We start from the raw sequence: 20,818 nt of genomic DNA on the forward strand, positions 1-20,818 counted from the left end.
TAAAATATAAAATAATGAATAATGATATTTTCCCATGTTTATGGTGTGATGAAGATGCAAAACAGGCTGCGGAGTTTTACTGCAACGTTTTTAATGGGACTATTACGGCTGATACTCCGGTTGTAATGAATATAGATCTTTTTGGTCAAAAACTAATGCTGCTTAACGGTGGACCTCAATTTAAAAAGAATGCTTCAGTTTCATTCATGGTTATTTGTGAAACCGAAGATGAAGTTCAGGATTATTGGAATAAATTAATGGTTGGTGGAATGGCTCTGATGCCTCTTGATTCCTATCCCTGGAGTAAAAAATATGGCTGGGTTCGAGATCAATATGGCGTTACCTGGCAGTTATTTTTAGGAGAAAAACAAGAAGATCAAAAGATAATACCCACACTGATGTTTATCCATCAGAATAATGGAAAAGCGATGGAGGCGATGGAGTTCTATACACAAACCTTTCCTGATTCAAAAATCGGAAATATCCTGAAATATAAAGATGGTGGTGAGCCCCACGAGGTTCCTGAAAATATACAGCATGCCCATTTTATCATTGACGGGTATGTTTTATTCTGCATGGATAATTCTTATGATCACCAGTTTGATTTTAATGAAGGCATTTCTATGGTCGTTATGACTAATGATCAAGAGCAAACAGATTATCTCTGGAATACACTTATCTCCAACGGAGGCAGAGAAAGTATGTGTGGCTGGTTGAAAGATCGCTTTGGAATGAGCTGGCAGATTGTTCCTAAAAGATTGATTCAGCTTATGAATGATTCAGTCCCGGAAAAAGCCCAGAAAGTAGTACAGGCCATGATGAAAATGCAGAAGATTATAATTAAAGATCTGGAAGAAGCTTATTCTTCTTAATCCAATATATTTTGTTAACCCCTTAAAATTAAAACAATGAATACAACAATTTTCCCATGTCTCTTGTATAATAAAGAGGCTAAAGAAGCAGCTGATTTTTATTGTAAAGTTTTTAATGCAAAAATTCTTACAGAAACCCCTTTCGTAACTGAGATTGATGTATCCGGGCAAAAACTAATGCTTTTAAACGGCCCTGAGGTTGAGAAAAATCCATCAGTTTCCTTGATGGTCATTTGTGATACCGAAGATGAAGTTCAAAATTACTGGGATCAGTTAATGGAAGGAGGGAAAGCCTTGATGGATCTTGGTTCTTATCCCTGGAGTAAAAAATATGGCTGGGTGAGTGACCGGTATGGATTCAGCTGGCAAATTATTTTGGGTGAGAAACCCGACGGGCAGAGAGTAGTACCTACAATGATGTTTGTACATCATAATAATGGGAAGGCGATGGAAGCGATGGAGTTTTATACACAAACCTTTCCCGATTCAAAAATTGAAAACGTTTTAAAATATAAAGATGGCGGTGGAGATCAGGAGACTCCTGAAAATGTACAACATGCTTCATTTAACATTAGTGGATATCATATGTCATGTATGGATTCTTCTTATGATCATCAATTTTATTTTAATGAGGGAATATCGATGGTGGTAATGACCAATGATCAGAAAGAAACGGATTATTTTTGGGATACCCTTATTTCCGGAGGTGGAGAAGAAAGTGTGTGCGGATGGCTGAAAGATCGATATGGATTCAGCTGGCAGATTGCCCCGAAAAGACTCATTGAGTTAGTTAATGATCCGGATCAGGACAAAGCCCAGAAAGCCATGCAGGCTATGATGAAGATGAAGAAAATTATTATCAAAGATATAGAAGAGGCTTATTATTCTTAAAGTTATTTCGGCTTGTTGTTTGATGTTATTTAGAAAAAGATTTGCTTATGAAAACACAGAACAAGTCAAAGTTTAAATCAAAAGTGCCTGAAGAAGGACTGTTTCCAGAAATTATCAGAAAGAATTATTCAGGAAGTAAGAAACTTGCCAATAAGAAGGCAGTTATTTCAGGAGGAGATAGTGGAATAGGGCAAGCTGTTGCCGTTCATTATGCAAGAGAGGGAGCAGATGTCGCTATTATTTATAAAGAAAGCGACAAAGATGCTAAAGAAACCTTGAAGCTGGTGGAAAAAGAAGGACGGGAATGTATATTGCTTAAAGGAGATGTCTCTAAAAAGGCATTTCGGGACCGTTGCATCAACAGGATAAAAAAAGAATGGAAGAACCTGGACATTCTTGTTAATAATGCAGGAATACAATTTCCCAAAAATGATATTGAGAAAATTTCCGATGAGCAGATCAGGGAAACTTTCAATGTCAATATTATTTCGATGATTGCTCTTACAAGAGATTTTCTATCACTGATGAAAAGCGGCAGCCGTATTATTTGTACAACTTCTGTTACCGCTTACAGGGGAAGTGATCACTTAATTGATTATTCTTCTACGAAAGGAGCTATTGCTACCTTTATACGTTCGTTGGCGACCAATCTTGCAGAGAAAAAAATTCTTGTCAATGGAGTAGCCCCCGGACCTATCTGGACTCCGCTTGTCAAAGAAACATTTGATGACCTTTCCACTTTTGGAAAAGATAACCCTTTAAAACGAGCCGGTCAGCCGTCAGAAGTAGCACCTGCTTATGTTTTTTTGGCTTCGGAAGACTCGAGTTTCATTACCGGAGAAATCATTCATATCAATGGAGGTGATTTTGTTGGAGGATAAACGGATAATCCAGAATGATAGAAAAGTTTTGAAGATTTTTTTAACATATATATCCGGATAAGTTAAAATTATATATTCTAATGCTTTTAATGGTTCAGAATAAAAATAGCTTACTATCTTTAATATTCAACCTTAAAAAATATAAAAAGTAAAAACATGGAAGCATTATCATACACAATCGAAATAAATGCACGTCCCGAAAAGGTATGGACTGTCCTTTGGGGTGAAATGACGTATCAACAATGGACAACAGCTTTTACAGCGGGCTCTTTTTATCAGGGAGATCTTGAGGAAGGAAGTATTGTCAAGTTTTTAGATCCCAATAACAATGGCATGTACAGCCGTGTCGAAAAAAATATTCCCAATAAGGAAATGAGATTTCTCCATTTAGGAGAAATTTACGATGGTGTTGAAGCACCACAAGAGTGGGGAGATGCAACAGAATCCTATGTTCTCGAAGAAAGAGAAGACGGAACGGTTCTGAAATGTAAAATACAGACTCCCGATGAGTTTAAAGACTTCTTTGAAGATAAATTTCCAAAAGCTTTGGGAATTGTAAAAAACCTTTCAGAAAATCAGCTCTAACTAAATGTTAAAGAATTAAAATTCTAAATAGTTAAGAGATTGAAAATGGAATAGATTAATTGGCAATGTAACGAAGACTTACTTAATAGGTCAATCATTATTTATATTTTCATTAAACCACAAAATTAATAGATTATGGAAACATTATCATACGAAATAATAATCGATGCCCCTTTACAAAAAGTATGGAATGCTCTCTGGACCCCGGCAAATTACTCTGAATGGACCAGGTTCTTTGGTGCAGGGTCTCAGATGAAATCAGATTGGAAAGTAGGGGGAAAAACCTATTTTTTGAATTCGAATAATGAAGGAATGGTTTCTACGATTGATAGTTTGGATGAGCCCAATCAGATTGTATTTAAACATCTTGGAATGGTCAAGGATGGAGTGGAAGATACACAAAGCAAGGAGGTGATGGAATGGAGCGGCGCTTTCGAAAAATATTTTCTTATTGACCTTAACGGAAAGACAAAACTGCATGCAGAAGTTCAAGTTGAAAAAAACTGGGAAGAAGATATGAATAAAGGTTTTACAGAAGGTCTTAAGGTCGTTAAAGAACTTGCTGAAAGAAATTAGCTATGAATCAAATAGCTTTCTCCTGTAAATTAAGCTGAGAACGCTTATTTTTATTATACTTTTAGCATTAAACTCAATTCAATCATTTGCTGGATTAGCAGATTTGCGAAATATCACATACAATATGAAACTATTAACAATTCTTTTCGCTACGTTTATTCTGGCTTTATTGGGAACAAAATTGTTCCAGGGAGAGTGGAACTTTTTATTTTCTGGAAATCTGGGCATGGCCGCCTTTATCATTTTTACAGGATTTGCTCATTTTAAATTTCAGAAAGGAATGGTTATGATGATTCCCGATTTTATCCCAGCTAAAATGTTTTGGGTATATCTGACCGGAATTATTGAAATTGCAGCCGGAATCGGGCTGATGATTCCCTCGATTCGCGAGATAACAGCTACTTTACTGATTGTTTTTTATATTCTGGTATTTGTAGCCAACATTAATTCCTCTAAAAAACGGGTCAATCTTTTCAAAGGAGATTATACAGGTCCGGGGATGAATTATTTATACAAAGAAAGAATTCCTATGCAAATTATTTTAATTGTATGGACTTGGTATTTTGGTATTTATTTGCAATAAAAAAGAGAATTATAGATAAAAAAAGAACGGAGGGCATTAGCTTTTCGTTCTTTTTTTTCACATTTATGAGATAAAAATGTAACATTTGAAGATGTAAAAGCGTCTAATAGAAAAACACTATCTATTAACCTCTTACCAAAACATGAATTATGAACTTTAATATTAAACTTCTAATAACCACTAAGGTTGTATTGTATACGATTATGATGAATGCACAAAACACTACTACCAAGCTACCGGGAGATGTTACATTACCCTCTGATAAAGCAAGCCTTGAAAAACTAATTTCCTATGACAAGGGTAATTTTAAATACAGAGTAGAAGATTATTTTGCGAGGCCTAACGCATCACAATTTAAAATTTCTCCTGACGGAAAGTTTCTTTCTTATAAAGAAAAGGATAAAGATAAAAAGAATCATGTTTATGTAAAAGATCTGAAAACAGGAAAAATCACGAAAGCTATCGAGGAGAAAGAAGATCTTATCAAAAGCTATGGATGGCTGAATAAAACAAGGTTGTTTTTTACTCAGGATAAAGGTGGTAATGAAAACCTTCATTTATATGCTACAGATACCGATGGAAGTAATTCTAAGGATCTTACTCCATTTGAAGGTGTAACACTAGGCTCTGTAAGGCTTATAAAGGATACAGATTTTGTAGTCGTTACGATGAATAAAAATAACAGACAGATCTTTGAACCATACAAAATTAATTTTGTCACCGGAGAAATGGTTCAGCTGTATGAGAATAAAGATTCTAAAAATCCTATCGATGAATATATTTTTGATAAGGACGGGAATTTAAGAGGCTATACGGTTCTTGTGAATGGATTGACAACCCATACTTACTATAAGGATTTAGCAACAGGTCAGTTCAATCTTGTTAAAAAAACAGATTGGTCCGATACATTCAGTATCATTGGATTTAATGATCATTCCGCAGATAAGGATGATGCTTATGTTGTTTCTAATCTGGATAGTGATAAAGCCAAAATACTTTTATATGATCTTAAGCAAAATAAGGTCATCAAAGAAGTATATTCAAATCCGGTATTTGATGTGAGTTCTATCAGTCTTGCAGGTAAAAACAGAAACTATGAACTGGATTACATCAGCTATACCGGAGATAAAAATGAAACAGTTCCTGTAAGTGCCTTTTATAAGGAAGTTGATGCACAGTTGAAGTCTGAGTTCGGAGATCAGCAATTTGCGATTGTTTCTTCAGACGATCAGAATGATAAGCTGTTGGTTATTGTAGATAGTGACAAGCTTTATGGTACTTATTATGAATATGATACCAAAACGAAGAAAACAAAACTGCTTTATGATCTTATGCCTCAATTGAAGCAGGAAGATATGGCGGAAATGAGACCGATAGAATTTAAAAGCAGAGATGGCTTGACGATCCACGGGTATATTACTTTGCCAAAAGCCGCTTTAGAAGGTAAAAAAGTTCCTCTGATTGTTAATCCCCATGGAGGGCCTCAGGGAATCAGAGATGATTGGGGCTTCAATCCTGAAACACAATTGTTTGCCAGCAGAGGATATGCTACTTTACAGGTGAATTTTAGAATTTCCGGAGGTTATGGTAAGGAATTCCAGAAAGCTGGTTATAAGCAGATCGGGAGAAAAGCAATGGACGATGTGGAAAATGGAGTGAAATACGCTATACAGCAAGGATGGGTAGATAAGGATAAAATTGCCATTTATGGAGGAAGCCATGGAGGATATGCCACTTTAATGGGATTGATCAAAACTCCGGATCTGTATACTTGTGGCGTAGACTATGTAGGGGTTTCCAACATTTTTACATTTTTTGATTCATTTCCGGAATATTGGAAGCCTTATAAAGAAATGATGAAGCAGATATGGTATGATCTTGATAATCCTGAAGATGCTAAGATTGCGAAAGAGGTTTCTCCTGTTTACCAGATTGATAAAATCAAAAAGCCACTTTTTGTAGTGCAGGGCGCCAATGATCCGAGAGTAAATATTAATGAATCTGATCAGATTGTAAAAGCAATGAGAGCTAAAGGATTTGAAACTCCTTATATGGTAAAATACGATGAAGGACATGGGTTTGGAAAAGAGCCGAATAGACTGGAACTGTACAAATATATGTTAGGCTTTTTTGCTAAAAACTTCAGTAAATAGATTCAAGCTAAATACATAAAATGAAAAAGGAAGACATCGGTCTTCCTTTTTTTATTTTATGATAAGGAGATGTTAGTTATAATAAATTAAATTTTATTTTCGAGAATAATACATTTGATGCTATCAATAAGGGGTATAAATTGCAGCTTGATGGTTTATTAGGATACGAATTTTTAAAAAGTCATATAACAATTATAGATTTTAAAGCTAAGGAAATACGTATTTATAAAAGATAACATTCACTCTGCTGCTAAGGATTTCCTGGCAGCAGTTTTTATTTCAGCTTACTATTAAGCGATAGCCGGTAGCTCTTATATTGATAATACTAATTCTCGGATCTTCAGAAAGGTATTTCCGAAGTTTTGATATAAAGACATCCAGGCTTCTGCCATTGAAAAAATGATCATCCCCCCACAATTCCAGCAGTGTCTCTTTCCGTGGCAAAAAACCATCTTTATTTGTAGCCAGACGATAAAGAATTTCCCCGGATCTTGGCGAAAGCATAACTTCCTTATTCTTATAAGTCAGTTTGTAAGTACTGTGATTATACTCATAACTTCCTACACTAATATTATTTGTAGATTTTTTCTCAGAGAAAAAACGCTTAAGAATTCTGTGTATCCTAGCACTAAGCTCTTCTATACTGAAAGGTTTTCTCATATAATCATCCGCACCCAGAGAAAATCCCTTAAGAACATCTTCTGTTAAAACCCGCGCGGAAATAAGAATCAGAGGAGTATGGTTGTCCATGTCTCTTATCTGCTTAAGAAAACTATAACCGTCAAGCTGAGGCATCATGATATCAGCAATAATGATATCAAACTTTTCATTCATAATTGCCTCAAGACCCTCGGTTCCATTGTTTACCCACTTTATAGAAAAATTCATTCTTGTGAGCATATCAGTAGTAATTTCACCTAGGTCTGGATCGTCTTCTAAATATAATATTCTTGGTTTATTCATCTGTAGCAATTTTAATTTCCATTGTTGTACCTTCGGTTTTCTGTCTTATAATCTTTATGCTTGCCCCTTGATTCATCAGAGATTTTCTTACAAAACTTAAGCCCAGACCAAAACCTTTGATATCATGCGTATCATCATTGACAATTCTAAAATAAGGAGAAAAAATATCTTCAGTATATTTCTCCGGAATTCCCAAACCATTATCTTTTATTCTAATCAAAACATTATTTCCCGTCTTTTCAGCAGAGATCAAAACCAGTGGACTGTTTGCCGAGTACTTAAGTGAATTGTCTATTAAATTTGAAAATACCTGTGTAAGCTGTTCGTAATTTCCTTTTACATGAATATTCTGATCTATATTAGTAATGCTGATTTTAGCTTCCTTTTTGTGAATAATGCCGGATAAATTTTCTTTCACATCTTCCAGTAAATGGGCAAGATTTATACTTGTTAGCAGAAGTTTTTCAGTATTATGATCGGATCTTGCGTGCTGGAGAATAGATTCTACAAGTTGGGATAGCTGCCTGCCCGCTCTCTGTATCATTCCAGCATATTTTTTTGCGTTTTCGGGTTGGTTTATAATGTCATGTTTTTCAAGACCTTCTGCAGCAATGAGAATGGTAGAAATTGGGATTTTGAGCTCATGAGTCATGTTGCGTGTGAAGATTTCTTTATTTTTCAATAGTTTCTGATTAAAAATAAGACTTTTAAAAAGGATAAAAATGGTCACCAGGAAAAGTAAAACATACAATACAGAAAATATAATTGTTTCTTTTATTTCGCTGATTACCAGACTTTTCATGTTTTCAATATGAATACGGTAGGTAGTGTTGAGTCCCAGCAATGAATTAACGTGAGCTGTTGTATTTTTATCCTCAGTTTTTGCATTCTTCGGATAAATTCTTTTGATCTTTTTTCCCTCATATAATATGGTGATTTCAGCATCCTTATTCAGCATTTTTTTTAAAGTGCTTTTCATGGAAATATATAGAAGAACATCCAGTTTTTCATCTCTGTAAAAAGCAGTGTTTTGCTGTTTAAAGCTTTCATTGACCATCGTTTTTGTAGGCTCACTAATAAAGACTTCTATCTTTTCTTTTTTGTTTGATTTGTTCTTCTTACTCAATTTTTGTTTGAGAATAGGCTCATTAAGCATATTATTAACTAATAGCTGAATCATTTCAGATCTGGTACGTTCTAAGATTTCCTCTTTTTTGTTTTGAAAGCTAATGTAAATCCAGTATCCCTGAAAAACAAGAACAACAAATATGGTCAGAACAAAAAGTAATTTTCCAAAATGGGTAGATATTTTATTCATAAGATGATATAACATATCGAAATTAGCATATTATAGGATATAAAAATAACTTGATAACACTATTTAACACTATGTAACAGTTTGATAACCCATATCTGAATGTCTTTGGAGGAAATTTGCAGTATTGAATTTGAACCATAAAGAATTGTTTAATACTAAAAAATGTAAAGGATGAATTTAAAATTAAAACTATTAGTTATTGCTCAAGCCATGCTATCTGCAATTATAATCAATGCCCAAAAACACACAAAATTACCTGGTGACACTACACTTCCTTCTTCCAGAGAGAATCTTGAGAAACTTATTTCTTTTGATAAAGGAGATTTCAAATATAAAGTGGAAGACTACTTTGAAAAACCAAAAGCTTCGGCATTTAAAATCTCTCCTAATGGGAAATATCTTTCCTATAAAGAAAAAGATCAGGACAAAAAGAACCACGTTTATATCAAAGATCTGAGTTCAGGAAAAATTACCAAAGCCATCATCGAAAAAGATGATTTGATTGGGAGTTATGGTTGGCTCAACAGCAAACGTCTATTCTATACACAGGATAAGGGTGGAAATGAAAATGTTCATCTTTATGCTACAGACATAGATGGCGGTAATACTAAAGATCTTACCCCATTTGAAGGAACTAGAATTGAAGGTGTTCAAATATTAAAAGATACAGATTTTGTTATCGTTACGATGAATAAAAATAATAAACAAATTTATGAACCTTTCAAAATCAATTATAAAACGGGAGAAATGGTTCAGTTGTTTGAAAATAAAGATACCAAAAATCCTATTGATAACTATATTTTTGATAAAGACGGTAACCTAAGAGGGTATGTAATTCTTGAAAATGGATTAATAAAAAAAACATATTATAAAGACTTGCAGACAAGTAAATTTAATCTTATTAAATCTGTAGATTGGAAAGACAAGTTCAGTATTATTGAATTTAATGAAAATTCTAAAAATAAGGATGAAGCTTATGTAGTAACGAATATGGATAGTGATAAAAAAAGAATTGTACTCTATGATCTTAAGAAAAATGCAGTGATCAGAAAAGTATATTCAAACCCTGTATACGATGTAACCTCCATAAGCACAGCCGGTAAAAACAGAAACTATGAGCTGGACTTCATCAGCTATGAAGGAGTTAAAGAAGAAACTGTTCCGGTGAGTAAATTTTATAAAGAAATCGATGACCAGCTGAAGGCTCAGGTGGGGAACAAAGAATTCGGGATTGCCTCCTCTGATGACAATGATGATAAATTGCTGGTATTTGTCACAAGTGATAAGCTGTATGGAATTTATTATGAGTATGATACAAAAATAAAGAAGCTGAAATTCCTTTATAATCTCAAACCACAGCTACAGGAAGAAGATATGGCAGAGATGAGACCTATTGAATTCAAAAGCAGAGACGGAAAGACCATTTATGGATATATTACATTGCCTAAAGCTGCTCTGCAAGGGAAAAAAGTTCCTTTAATTGTAAATCCCCACGGAGGTCCGCAGGGAGTCAGAGACAGCTGGAGATTCAATTCGGAAACACAGCTTTTTGCAAGCAGGGGATATGCTACCCTTCAGGTGAATTTCAGAATATCCGGAGGCTATGGAAAGGAATATCAAATATCGGGATATAATGAAATCGGAAGAAAGGTGATGGATGATATAGAAGACGGAGTAAAATATGCCATTGAACAAGGATGGGTAGATAAAGATAAAATTGCCATTTATGGAGGAAGCCACGGAGGTTACGCTACACTGATGGGATTGATCAAGACTCCTGATTTATATCAATGTGGGGTAGATTATGTAGGAGTATCTAATATATTTACATTCTTCGATTCATTTCCTGAATATTGGAAGCCGTTAAAAGAACAGGTGAAACAGATCTGGTATAATCTGGATGATCCCCAGCAGGCTGAGATCGCTAAAGAGGTTTCACCTGTCTATCAGATTGATAAAATTAAAAAGCCATTATTTGTAGTACAGGGAGCTAATGATCCAAGGGTAAATATCAATGAATCCGATCAGATGGTGAAAGCTATGCGTGCAAAAGGTTTTGAAACCCCCTATATGGTAAAATATGATGAAGGACATGGGTTTGGAAAAGAACAAAATAAAATTGAGCTCTATAAATATATGTTAGGTTTTTTTGCTCAGAATTTTAATAAGTAGTAAACTAATTATTTTTTTATATTTTCAGAAACGGGGAGTTCTTACTTTCCGTTTCTTTTTTATCATCTCAGACAAAATCATGATACATTATCATTCATTATTCATCAATTATTATTGATCACCCCTAGCCCCGATAGCAGCGGTTACCCCGGAGTATGAGTGGGAGAGTCGGAGGGTAAGAGTGTGGGATAGTGGGGCATGAGGAGTATGAGCGGATAGCGGGAAAAGGCTTCTGAAAAAATAATAAATAGATAAATTGCTGATAATTTGATGAATAAAATACTGATGGATAAAAGAAAAATTGAATTCTAAGAAAAATATTTTAAATTTATTAAAGTAAAACAAAATAGATAACCGTCTTGTTAGTATGGAGGTTGTCGAAAAAATAACAATGCCACAGAAAGAGAAAGAAAGTATCATCTCACAAACCGTTTCAAAGTACGGAGGAAAACTGATGTCTTTCATTCGGCCGAAAGTGAAAAATACGGAAGACGCAGAAGACATTCTGCAGGAAGTGTGGTATCAGTTCAGTAGTATTACCAATCTTTCTGAGATTGTGAATGTAGGAGGATGGCTGTATCGTGTAACAGCCAATAAGATCACGGACCGGTATCGTAAAAAGAAGACGGAAAATCTTGAAGACTTCGTGTATGAAGACGAAGATGGAGATTTCTCTATCAAAGATATTTTATTGATGGATGAAAGTGCGGGACCGGAAGTCAAAATGTTTCAGGATGAAATTTGGAAAAAGCTATTTGAAGCCCTGGAAGAACTTCCCGAAAAACAACGACTGGTTTATATGGAAAACGAACTGAACGACAAAACCCTCCAGGAAATTGCCGACGAACAAGGCGAAAATATAAAAACCATCATCAGTCGAAAAAATTATGCAGTAAAGCATTTGAGAAACAGACTGAGAAAGCTATACGAAGATTTAAATAGTTAGAAATTAGAAAGAAGATATTATGAATCATAAACACAAAAAAGGTTGGATTTTTTTAATTCTATGTCCACCATTGATTTTCCTGGCCGTTACATGGATTGTAATGACACTCTGGAATTGCCTTCTTCCTGAAATTTTAGGAGTGAAATCAATTACCTACTGGCAGGCAATGGGAGTATTGGTATTAAGTAAAATTTTATTTGGAGGCTTTCATTTCGGAAAAGGGATGCGAGACTTTAAAGAGAGAAAAATGAGACAAAGAATGCAGCAACTATCTCCTGAAGAAAGAGAGAAATTCAAAGAGGTTTGGAGGAATAAATGTGAAAGCGGGTTCTTTGGAAGACACAATAGAAATAACGGATAATTTAAATTTTTTAAAGAAGTAGTAAAGTAAAATTGAAATTCATCCGTCTATATAAAAAACAAGAAGTAGTAAAATTTAAAATTTTGAAAAAATGAAAAATTCAGCATTAAAAGGTGCATTAGGTGCACTAGCCGTTGTAGGTGTAGCATTAATCGCTAAAAAAGCAGCACAAAGAAAAAGATTTATAAAAGGTGTTTTCGAAGAATACGGAATTAAAGAAAAATCTCCTTTTGGTCTTGCAGATAAAATCAGAGAAATGAATGATGAGCAATATGAAGAATTAAAAGGAAAATTTAAAAAAGAATTTGCTTCAAGATGTTGCAAAAAAGATAAAGCTTGCGAAGCTTAATCATTATAACTTAATTGATATTGTTAAATTCCGGTGTGGGAAGCCAAGCTTCCCGCACCGGAATTTTTATTTAATAGAAGTTAGAGATTGAGAAATCGACTGTCATATTCAGCTTTTCTGAGAGCTTATAGGCTTTTAAAACTTATGAGGTTTATAATAAGATGATACAGATCTTCATAGTTTTAAATACCTGTTCAATGAGCATTAAAGCAATAATATTTATTAAATATTTTGAAGAATTTGTTTCAGATGATAAACAATTGTTCAATGGATCATGACAAAAATCGTAGCTAACTTCAATGTATTTAGAAAAATAAATTCATATTTTTGTAGTATTCTACATGAAAGATTACTACTACTTTCTCGGTGTTTCTGAGGATGCTTCAGAAGAAGACATCAAAAAAGCGTATCGAAAATTATCATTGAAATATCATCCTGATAAAAATGATAATGATGATTTCTTTGCAGAACGTTTTCGTGAGATACAGGAAGCTTACGAAACCTTAAGTGATTCCGGAAGAAGGAAATCTTACGATCAGAATCTGGAAAGTCACCAAAAAAGCTTCAGATATAATGTGCCACCGGCCATTAAAACGTTTACGGCAAATAAAATTCACGCAAAAAAAGGAGAAGAGATCATTATTAACTGGCAGACGAGTAATGCCGATATTGTAAAAGTCCTTCCTTTTGGATTGGAAAAAGCTTACGGAGAAAGAGTCTTTAAAATTACAGAGTTTAAAGATGGTAAATTCCAGCTTTTACTTCATGTTACCAATTCATTATTGCATAAAACCATAGTTCAGGGAATAACCATTACAGAGGTTTTTGAGAATGATTCTGAAAAATTCAGAACTAATGTGGAAGATTTATTTAAATCCCAGCCAAGGACTATAGCCAACCCGAAAGGGCAACCTAAGATTATAAAAATAATTGTAGCACTAATGATTTTAGCCGCAGCACTTTATTTTTTAATCAAAAGCTTCTAAAAGTCTACTCTACACTATATAATTCTACCATTGAACATATTACGAATGTCATCTTCGTGAAATATAAACAAGTAAATGAAGATTTTAATGTTTATTGGCCTGTTCATGCTTTGTTGTTATATGGGCTTTAATAGCATTAATAATCTAAAATGGATGTCTTTTTGATACTCTGGAAATTTCATTTCAATCTTTGTTTTTTCTTTTTTGAGGTTTGTTTTAGGTGGTTCAGTAAAAAAAAATGGAAATCCGAATAATAGCGGAGTAATTTTGCCTCAGAAAATAATTGAATCTTTTTAATAATAAATAGGATTTATTAGAATAAATTCTTCTACTATTAAAAGAAATACTGCTAAAAAATAAAACTATCATTAAAACACACAAATGATGAATAAGATTAAAAAAAGCTTATCTCTTGTAAATGGATTTGTAGTTGCACTTGATGCAAAAACAGATTTATGTGTGTGTTGCATAGCAGGACCAAATTTTTGTAGATGAACTCTATAAAAATAACATCTTCAAAAGTATTCTCATTTTTCTCATAATTTGAGCGAAACTTTCGGATATGTTCCATTCTTTCATTCTTAATTAGACTTTATAAGTCTCTTACATTGCTTCTGAATTTCTCAGAATCACTTTCAAAACTTCTAGTAATAATAATCTTGAGACTGCGGTTTATACTGCCAGGGTTAATATTATGAATTAAACACGACACGATGAAAAATATATATAAGAAGCTGATTGCTTCATTTATACTGATGTTCTTGTATAATATAAATGCCTACGCGCAAGTAGAAGTGGCAGCTTACACCAATAAAAAAACGGATAATAAATGGAGTGCCTATATTGAGGGCTTCATACAGGCTGACGTCATGGTAGATTTTCAAAAAAATGGATATAAAGACGGATTTATGGCTCCATTTATAGAAATTCCTCAAAATAATTCTGTTGATGGTAAATTCAGTATTAATCAATCACAAATAGGATTGGGGGTAAAACGAACTGACTCAGAAGGTAATTCAGACTTGTCAGCCTACGTGGAAATCGATTTTTTTGGTCCGTATAATACAACCAGACCAAGACTAAGACAAGGATATGTACAATGGAAAAAACTATTGATTGGGCAGGCCTGGAGTAACTTTACTGATTTCGATGCATTTCCTGCTATTTTAGATTTTGTAGGGCCTAATGCCATGCTTTTTTTGCAGGTTCTCCAGATCCGATATACGACGCCTCTTTCTGCTAAATCAGAATTATCACTCTCAATTGAGGATCCTAATGTAATTAGTGCTTTGCTTCCGAATGATCGTAGATGGAAAAAGAAGCACAATCTCCCATCATTTACTGCTTTATATAAGTATACTAATGAAAATAATTATATTAAAGTTGGAGGACTTTTATCACCTATAAGGCATGAAGTTAATGATGAACTTCAACAAAAATCTGCTATTAAAACTACTTTAGGGTTTGCGGGAATGGTTTCAGGAAAGGTATACAGTAAAGAAAAAAATAATTTTATCTTTCAGTCTTCGTATGGAAGAGGATATGCTACACATAATACGGTTTTAAATGAAGCGAGATATGATGCTATTCCGAATTTAGACCGTAATCGATTACAGGCGATGAAACTTTTTAATATTTATGGAGTATATGAACATTGGTGGGCTGCGAAGTTGAGTTCGACTGCTTATTACAGTTATTCCAGGTTCGGTAAGGGAGATTTTATACCAGGAAAAATGGTCCAAAAATTTCAAAATATAGGGGTTAATTTTATTTATTATCCTTATGAGAAAGTGCGAATTGGGGTGGAAGGCAACTATGGACAAATGAGCAACTTTGACAAGGAGAGAACCAATGGTGTCAGGCTTCAGTTTGCTTCTACATTTTACTTCTGATTTATACGGAGGAGACAAAAGATTTTAAGTGTAAAAAAAATGGATAACTCAAAATTTGGTTATCCATTTTTGTATGGTTAGATTGTTATAGCGCCTAATAAGGGTATAAAAGATCAAAGATCTATAGTAAAATGCGAAATTATCTTTTATAGTCAGAGAGCTGCTAAAGCCCGAAAATAGATTCCTATTTACATATATAAGAATAATAACTTTTGCCAACTTTAAAACTGGCTAAATAAGGTAAGGGAGAAGAGTATTTAATTAAAAACTAATTAAGCCATCTTTTTTCTTCCTGGACACTTTTTACATCTTTTTCCTTTCTTAAATTTTTTGCAGCAAGACTTTTTTTCGCAAAACATATCTTCATTATTGAATGAATATACAGGTGTTAAAGGAGGTACTTTAAAAGGGGTAATCATATTCATGATGCAAATATATTAATTTAGAATAAATATAATTAATAAATTTTCATAAAATTTAAATGCTGATAATCATACGATTGATGAAGGTGTTTTACTTTAATTTTTTACCTGTTTTATAAATTAGGTGTTAAAAATATCAATGGAATGCTTAAAAAGATAATGAAGATGAGAACTGAAGTCTGAAAGCATTTGCACTTTGCTGACCGAAGTTTTTCAGGTTTCCATAAGTGCCTTCAGCACCAATCCTTAAATTTTTAACAGGTTGATAAATCAGGTTGATCCCTGCATTTTGAAATTTTTGAACCATATTTAGCGGCACTAACGGATTTTTCCCTAGTTGAGAGTAGCTGTAATACACTACTGAACTCCATTTGGGAGTCCACCAATGCTCGTAAATTCCAAGAATATTAAAAAGGCTGAGTGTTTCCAATCGGTTATTTTCTAAATCCGGTACGGCATCATATTTTTCTCCGATCAAAATAGCATTGTAGGTTGCATATCCTTTTCCATACGAAGTTTGAAATCTGAAATTACTGAGTTTGTTTCTATATAATCTTCCTGAAATCATTCCTCCATATCCAAAGATCGTATGGGGACTATCTTTTTGCTGGGTTTCATTTTTGATGGTATAACCTATTGGTTTTAGCATAGCGCCGAGTTTAAGATAATCTTTAGTATTACCATATCTGTACAAGGCTGTGGCTATCGGGATCGTAGATTTCTTCGTCCAGTTGCTATTGGTGGTAGGAAGTAAAATACTGGTAATATTCGGATCTTCTAAAGATAACGAAAGAGTTCCTTTTTGGGAAAGTGGTGTTGTGTACCGAATCTGAACAGTTCGTATAAACATGGTTCCGTTAGGACCGACAAAATCAACAATATTGGGGAAAATATCGAAATCGGAAAAATTACTCCAGGCTTGCCCAATCAATAATTTCTTCCATTGTAAGTAACCTTGTCTGAATCTTGGAACCGTAGTTCCGTTGGGTCCTAGAAAATCAATCTCCACATAAGCAGACATATCTGATTTTCCTTCGGAGTTGGTTTGTTTTATCCCGACTGCTATTTGGGACTGCTTTATACTAAAATTGCTGCCTAAAGAATTATTTTGAGGAATGGCTATGGAAGATGTGGCGTATCCGTCTTTAAATGACATCTCCTGAAAGTCCAACATGACGTCGGTTTGTATAAATCCTTTTATATAAGCAGACCATGTGTCATTTGAAGTTTCTGATGATGAGGTCGTCTGTTTATTGATAAGATTTATTTGAGCTGAAATTTTTGTATTGAATAAGGATACAATAATAAATGAAGCCATAAGCCCCTTGTGTTTTTTTTTCGTCATTTTTTGTGTTTCTTGATATGCTGTATTTATACTTTCATGTGCATTTGAAAAAAAAGTTTTTTAGTTTTTAGGGTTATGTAATTTATTTTATAAAATATTATTTTTTATTTGGCAGTGTTTTAATAAAAAATATTCGTGAATTTATGTTTATACTATGATTGCAGTAAATCAAATTTTTATAAACAGTATATATTTTAATTATATTGACTGTCAATATTTTAAATTCCGGATGAAACTACAAAATTATTTACTGATAGGTAAAGTTGATTTTTTTTAAATAAAATAGATTTATATGTTATAAATTAAATTTTTAATTTAAAATTGTATTATATATTTAATTGTTTACTGTTTTTGTTAGAATTAAAATCTAAAATTACTTCTAATATCTATGATTTATATTTTTTGCTTTTTTTCATGATTTTTCCAACTTATACCTAATATAAGCACATGATTATTAGGATTTGTCAATAATTTCGGACTATTGTACAATACCTTAAAAAAATGTAATTTTACACATCTTTTTTACAAACAAAATCTAATAAAAAAAATGAATACAGAACAGTTTGTGAACCGTCACATTTCCATTAATGAAGCCGATAAACAGGCGATGTTGGAAAGAGTCGGCGTTTCAAGTATTGAAGAGTTGATTTCTCAAACAATCCCATCAACAATCCGTTTAGAAAAAGACCTTGATATTTCAGAGCCCCTTTCAGAATATGAAATGCTTCGTCACTCAAAAGAATTGGCATCCAAAAATGCTGATTTTACGAATTACATCGGATTTGGATACCACAATACGCTTTTGCCATCGGCAATTCAAAGAAATATCTTTGAAAACCCAAGCTGGTATACTGCTTATACTCCTTACCAAGCAGAAATTGCTCAGGGAAGGTTAGAAGCATTACTCAACTATCAGACTGTCGTTTGTGATCTTACGGGATTTGCATTAGCGAACGCATCTTTGCTGGATGAATCTACTGCAGCTGCTGAAGCGATGCATATGTTCTTTAATAACAGAACTAAAGATCAGAAGAAAAACAATGCTAATAAATTCTTTGTTTCTGAATTGGTTTTGCCTCAGACGGTTTCTGTATTGAAAACAAAAGCTGAAGGGCTGGAAATTGAAATTGTGATCGGGGATCATGCTACGCATCAGTTTGATGAAACATATTATGGTGTTTTATTACAGTATCCTGGGAAGAATGGGGTTGTTCTGGATTATACAGAAAACATTATAGAATATAAAAAGCTTGATTTACAGGTAGTAGTTGCTTGTGATCCAATGGCTCTGGTTAAGCTTAAATCTCCTGCATCTATGGGAGCTGACTGTGCTGTAGGTACTTCACAAAGATTTGGTATCCCAATGGGGTATGGAGGTCCTCATGCAGCATTTTTCTCTTGTAAGGAAGATTATAAAAGAGATATTCCGGGAAGAATCATTGGAGTTTCTGTGGATGTGTACGGAAAGCGTGCATTAAGAATGGCTTTACAGACAAGAGAACAGCATATCAAAAGAGAAAGAGCAACATCTAATATATGTACAGCTCAGGTACTTTTAGCAGTAATGGCTGGTATGTATGCAGTTTACCACGGTCCTAAAGGATTGAATTATATCGCTGATCAGATTCACTTTAAAGCGAATGCTTTGAAAAACGGTCTAAAGGCTTTAGGATACAATACAGTTGAAGAACCTGTTTTTGATACTGTAAAAATTGCAATGAATGAAGATGAAAAAGGAAGATTGATGAGAATGATGCAAGATCATAAAATCAATTTGAATTATTTTACGGAAGGATTTGTAAGTATCGCGATCAATGAAAGTACATCTTTGGATAAGCTGAATGAGCTGATGGTTTCATTTGCTCAGTTTATCGACAAGCAAGCTTTCAAATTAGAATTAAAAGAAGGATACAGTATTCCTGAGGAATTATTGAGAAAAGACGAGATTCTTAAAGAAGAAGTATTCAACAAATACCATACGGAAACAGAATTGATGCGTTATATCAAGCGTCTGGAAAGAAAAGATTTATCATTGACTCACTCTATGATTTCTTTAGGTTCTTGTACGATGAAGCTTAACGCAGCAACGCAAATGCTTCCTCTTTCATGGGGAGAGTGGGGAACTGTGCATCCGTTTGTGCCGATAGATCAGGCAGCGGGATATCAGGAAATGATTGCAGAGCTTGAAAAAGATCTTTCTGAAATTACTGGGTTTGCAGGAACTTCATTGCAGCCGAATTCCGGAGCGCAAGGAGAATATGCAGGACTAATGGTTATCAGAGAGTATCATAAATCAAGAGGTGAAGCTCACAGAAATGTGGTATTGATTCCTCAGTCTGCGCACGGAACAAACCCTGCATCTGCAGCGATGGCAGGAATGAAAATTGTTGTTGTTAAAAATCTTGAAAGCGGAGAAATCGATTTCGAAGATCTAAAAGCTAAAACAGAACAGCATTCAGAGAACTTATCTGCGGTAATGATTACTTATCCGTCTACGTATGGATTCTTTGATGAAAACATTAAAGAAATTACTCAACTGATCCACGAACACGGAGGACAGGTATATATGGATGGTGCTAACATGAATGCTCAGGTAGGATTCACAAGTCCCGGAAATATCGGAGCTGACGTTTGTCACTTAAATCTTCATAAAACATTCGCGATTCCTCATGGAGGAGGAGGCCCTGGAGTAGGTCCTATTTGTGTAGCTAAACACCTGGTTCCGTTCTTGCCAACCAATGCGAATATTAAAATAGGTTCTAAAGAAGCAATTGAAGGTATTTCAGCGGCTCCTTACGGATCCGGATTAATCCTGAATATCTCTTATGCTTATGTTAAAATGCTAGGGACTGCAGGATTGAAGAAAGCAACTGAACATGCGATCTTAAATGCTAACTACTTAAAAGAAATCCTTGCTGAACATTTCCCTATTTTATACTCTAATAAAAATGGGAAAGTAGCTCACGAATGTATCGTAGATTTCCGTCAGTTCAAATCATTAGGAATTGAAGTGGCTGATATAGCGAAGAGATTAATGGACTATGGTTTCCATGCTCCTACGGTTTCTTTCCCTGTTGCGGGAACATTAATGATTGAGCCTACAGAGTCTGAAAGTAAAGTGGAGATAGATCGTTTTGCAGAAGCATTAATTGCTATCAAAAGTGAAATTGATGAAATTTCTGAAGGTAAAGCTGATACGGCAAACAATGTATTGAAAAATGCCCCGCATACTGAGCAGGTGGTAATTTCTGATTCTTGGGATAAACCATACAGCAGAGAAAAAGCTGCTTATCCATTAGATTGGGTGCGAGATCACAAATTCTTTGCTTCTGTTTCCAGAGTGGATGAAGCTTTCGGAGATCGAAATCTGATATGTACTTGTGCACCGATTGAATCATATATGTAATAGGAATTTTTCCTATCAGCAATAAATAAAATACCCACTCCAAAAGGAGTGGGTATTTGTTTATATGTTTTCTAAGGCCTTCTTTTAGACCGGTATGCTATGAGAAGTGCAACTGCC

The 20,818-nt window shown here is 34.2% G+C and carries 17 protein-coding genes; 14 read left to right on the forward strand and 3 right to left on the reverse strand.

Annotated features, from left to right (window positions below; all coding sequences use genetic code 11):
* The first annotated feature begins 14 nt into the window (after positions 1 to 14).
* The 7 genes from CJF12_RS02105 (at position 15) to CJF12_RS02135 (ending at position 6,541) form a co-directional block, all read left to right on the forward strand.
* Entirely contained in the window at positions 15 to 872 is an 858-nt protein-coding gene (locus CJF12_RS02105; RefSeq protein ID WP_034683994.1) for a VOC family protein, read from the forward strand.
* 36 nt (positions 873 to 908) lie between these two features.
* Positions 909 to 1,763, forward strand: coding sequence for a VOC family protein (locus tag CJF12_RS02110; RefSeq protein WP_034683995.1), 855 nt, complete (start codon positions 909 to 911; stop codon positions 1,761 to 1,763).
* A 47-nt stretch (positions 1,764 to 1,810) separates the two neighbouring features.
* Entirely contained in the window at positions 1,811 to 2,644 is an 834-nt protein-coding gene (locus CJF12_RS02115) for an SDR family oxidoreductase (protein ID WP_034683996.1), read from the forward strand.
* 156 nt (positions 2,645 to 2,800) lie between these two features.
* Positions 2,801 to 3,229, forward strand: coding sequence for an SRPBCC family protein (locus CJF12_RS02120; RefSeq protein WP_034683997.1), 429 nt, complete (start codon positions 2,801 to 2,803; stop codon positions 3,227 to 3,229).
* A 135-nt stretch (positions 3,230 to 3,364) separates the two neighbouring features.
* Complete coding sequence (locus tag CJF12_RS02125) at positions 3,365 to 3,805, forward strand: SRPBCC family protein (protein WP_034683999.1); 441 nt, start codon at positions 3,365 to 3,367, stop codon at positions 3,803 to 3,805.
* A 124-nt stretch (positions 3,806 to 3,929) separates the two neighbouring features.
* Positions 3,930 to 4,388: a DoxX family protein gene (locus CJF12_RS02130; protein WP_034684003.1), complete on the forward strand. Its 459-nt coding sequence runs from the start codon at positions 3,930 to 3,932 to the stop codon at positions 4,386 to 4,388.
* Positions 4,389 to 4,537: 149 nt separating this feature from the next.
* The gene (locus CJF12_RS02135; protein WP_034684005.1) at positions 4,538 to 6,541 is read left to right on the forward strand and encodes a S9 family peptidase; all 2,004 of its coding nucleotides are present in this window, start codon (positions 4,538 to 4,540) and stop codon (positions 6,539 to 6,541) included.
* 279 nt (positions 6,542 to 6,820) lie between these two features.
* Here CJF12_RS02135 and CJF12_RS02140 read toward each other — a convergent pair whose 3' ends face one another.
* Both CJF12_RS02140 and CJF12_RS02145 read right to left on the reverse strand, forming a co-directional pair.
* Positions 6,821 to 7,504 carry a response regulator transcription factor gene (locus CJF12_RS02140; RefSeq protein WP_034684007.1) on the reverse strand — a complete coding sequence of 228 codons (684 nt, stop codon included), beginning with the start codon at positions 7,502 to 7,504 and terminating at the stop codon, positions 6,821 to 6,823.
* Positions 7,497 to 8,822 (reverse strand): sensor histidine kinase, encoded by a 1,326-nt coding sequence (locus CJF12_RS02145; RefSeq protein WP_165569116.1) that lies wholly within the window; start codon positions 8,820 to 8,822, stop codon positions 7,497 to 7,499. The genes CJF12_RS02140 and CJF12_RS02145 overlap by 8 nt, the downstream gene beginning before the upstream one ends.
* Before the next feature lie 171 nt (positions 8,823 to 8,993).
* Here CJF12_RS02145 and CJF12_RS02150 point away from each other — a divergent pair, with 171 nt between their 5' ends.
* From CJF12_RS02150 to CJF12_RS02175, 6 genes are all read left to right on the forward strand, one after another.
* Positions 8,994 to 10,994: a S9 family peptidase gene (locus CJF12_RS02150; RefSeq protein WP_034684010.1), complete on the forward strand. Its 2,001-nt coding sequence runs from the start codon at positions 8,994 to 8,996 to the stop codon at positions 10,992 to 10,994.
* A gap of 391 nt (positions 10,995 to 11,385) precedes the next feature.
* Positions 11,386 to 11,940: an RNA polymerase sigma factor gene (locus CJF12_RS02155; RefSeq protein ID WP_228379087.1), complete on the forward strand. Its 555-nt coding sequence runs from the start codon at positions 11,386 to 11,388 to the stop codon at positions 11,938 to 11,940.
* Positions 11,941 to 11,959: 19 nt separating this feature from the next.
* Positions 11,960 to 12,301 (forward strand): hypothetical protein, encoded by a 342-nt coding sequence (locus tag CJF12_RS02160; RefSeq protein ID WP_034684014.1) that lies wholly within the window; start codon positions 11,960 to 11,962, stop codon positions 12,299 to 12,301.
* A 91-nt stretch (positions 12,302 to 12,392) separates the two neighbouring features.
* Positions 12,393 to 12,650: a hypothetical protein gene (locus tag CJF12_RS02165; protein WP_034684016.1), complete on the forward strand. Its 258-nt coding sequence runs from the start codon at positions 12,393 to 12,395 to the stop codon at positions 12,648 to 12,650.
* Positions 12,651 to 12,991: 341 nt separating this feature from the next.
* Positions 12,992 to 13,636 (forward strand): J domain-containing protein, encoded by a 645-nt coding sequence (locus CJF12_RS02170; protein WP_034684017.1) that lies wholly within the window; start codon positions 12,992 to 12,994, stop codon positions 13,634 to 13,636.
* 713 nt (positions 13,637 to 14,349) lie between these two features.
* Positions 14,350 to 15,528 carry a DcaP family trimeric outer membrane transporter gene (locus tag CJF12_RS02175; RefSeq protein ID WP_034684018.1) on the forward strand — a complete coding sequence of 393 codons (1,179 nt, stop codon included), beginning with the start codon at positions 14,350 to 14,352 and terminating at the stop codon, positions 15,526 to 15,528.
* Between the two features lie 570 nt (positions 15,529 to 16,098).
* Here the strand turns inward: CJF12_RS02175 and CJF12_RS02180 are convergent.
* Positions 16,099 to 17,295: a DcaP family trimeric outer membrane transporter gene (locus tag CJF12_RS02180; protein ID WP_034684020.1), complete on the reverse strand. Its 1,197-nt coding sequence runs from the start codon at positions 17,293 to 17,295 to the stop codon at positions 16,099 to 16,101.
* Between the two features lie 547 nt (positions 17,296 to 17,842).
* Between CJF12_RS02180 and gcvP the strand changes: the two genes are divergently transcribed.
* Positions 17,843 to 20,701: an aminomethyl-transferring glycine dehydrogenase gene (gene gcvP, locus CJF12_RS02185; RefSeq protein WP_034684023.1), complete on the forward strand. Its 2,859-nt coding sequence runs from the start codon at positions 17,843 to 17,845 to the stop codon at positions 20,699 to 20,701.
* The last annotated feature ends 117 nt before the right edge of the window (positions 20,702 to 20,818 follow it).

Source organism: Chryseobacterium piperi, assembly GCF_002285635.2.
GTDB classification, from domain to species: Bacteria; Bacteroidota; Bacteroidia; order Flavobacteriales; family Weeksellaceae; genus Chryseobacterium; species Chryseobacterium piperi.

Excerpts from the sequence above, each read along its gene's own strand:
- CJF12_RS02170 (WP_034684017.1), top strand. The coding sequence starts at position 12,992 with ATGAAAGATTACTACTACTTTCTCGGTGTTTCTGAGGATGCTTCAGAA.
- CJF12_RS02180 (WP_034684020.1), bottom strand. The coding sequence starts at position 17,295 with ATGACGAAAAAAAAACACAAGGGGCTTATGGCTTCATTTATTATTGTA.
- CJF12_RS02165 (WP_034684016.1), top strand. The coding sequence starts at position 12,393 with ATGAAAAATTCAGCATTAAAAGGTGCATTAGGTGCACTAGCCGTTGTA.
- CJF12_RS02135 (WP_034684005.1), top strand. The coding sequence starts at position 4,538 with ATGAACTTTAATATTAAACTTCTAATAACCACTAAGGTTGTATTGTAT.
- CJF12_RS02115 (WP_034683996.1), top strand. The coding sequence starts at position 1,811 with ATGAAAACACAGAACAAGTCAAAGTTTAAATCAAAAGTGCCTGAAGAA.
- CJF12_RS02175 (WP_034684018.1), top strand. The coding sequence starts at position 14,350 with ATGAAAAATATATATAAGAAGCTGATTGCTTCATTTATACTGATGTTC.
- CJF12_RS02155 (WP_228379087.1), top strand. The coding sequence starts at position 11,386 with ATGCCACAGAAAGAGAAAGAAAGTATCATCTCACAAACCGTTTCAAAG.
- CJF12_RS02105 (WP_034683994.1), top strand. The coding sequence starts at position 15 with ATGAATAATGATATTTTCCCATGTTTATGGTGTGATGAAGATGCAAAA.
- CJF12_RS02145 (WP_165569116.1), bottom strand. The coding sequence starts at position 8,822 with ATGAATAAAATATCTACCCATTTTGGAAAATTACTTTTTGTTCTGACC.
- CJF12_RS02150 (WP_034684010.1), top strand. The coding sequence starts at position 8,994 with ATGAATTTAAAATTAAAACTATTAGTTATTGCTCAAGCCATGCTATCT.
- CJF12_RS02110 (WP_034683995.1), top strand. The coding sequence starts at position 909 with ATGAATACAACAATTTTCCCATGTCTCTTGTATAATAAAGAGGCTAAA.
- CJF12_RS02160 (WP_034684014.1), top strand. The coding sequence starts at position 11,960 with ATGAATCATAAACACAAAAAAGGTTGGATTTTTTTAATTCTATGTCCA.
- CJF12_RS02120 (WP_034683997.1), top strand. The coding sequence starts at position 2,801 with ATGGAAGCATTATCATACACAATCGAAATAAATGCACGTCCCGAAAAG.
- CJF12_RS02130 (WP_034684003.1), top strand. The coding sequence starts at position 3,930 with ATGAAACTATTAACAATTCTTTTCGCTACGTTTATTCTGGCTTTATTG.
- CJF12_RS02125 (WP_034683999.1), top strand. The coding sequence starts at position 3,365 with ATGGAAACATTATCATACGAAATAATAATCGATGCCCCTTTACAAAAA.
- gcvP (WP_034684023.1), top strand. The coding sequence starts at position 17,843 with ATGAATACAGAACAGTTTGTGAACCGTCACATTTCCATTAATGAAGCC.
- CJF12_RS02140 (WP_034684007.1), bottom strand. The coding sequence starts at position 7,504 with ATGAATAAACCAAGAATATTATATTTAGAAGACGATCCAGACCTAGGT.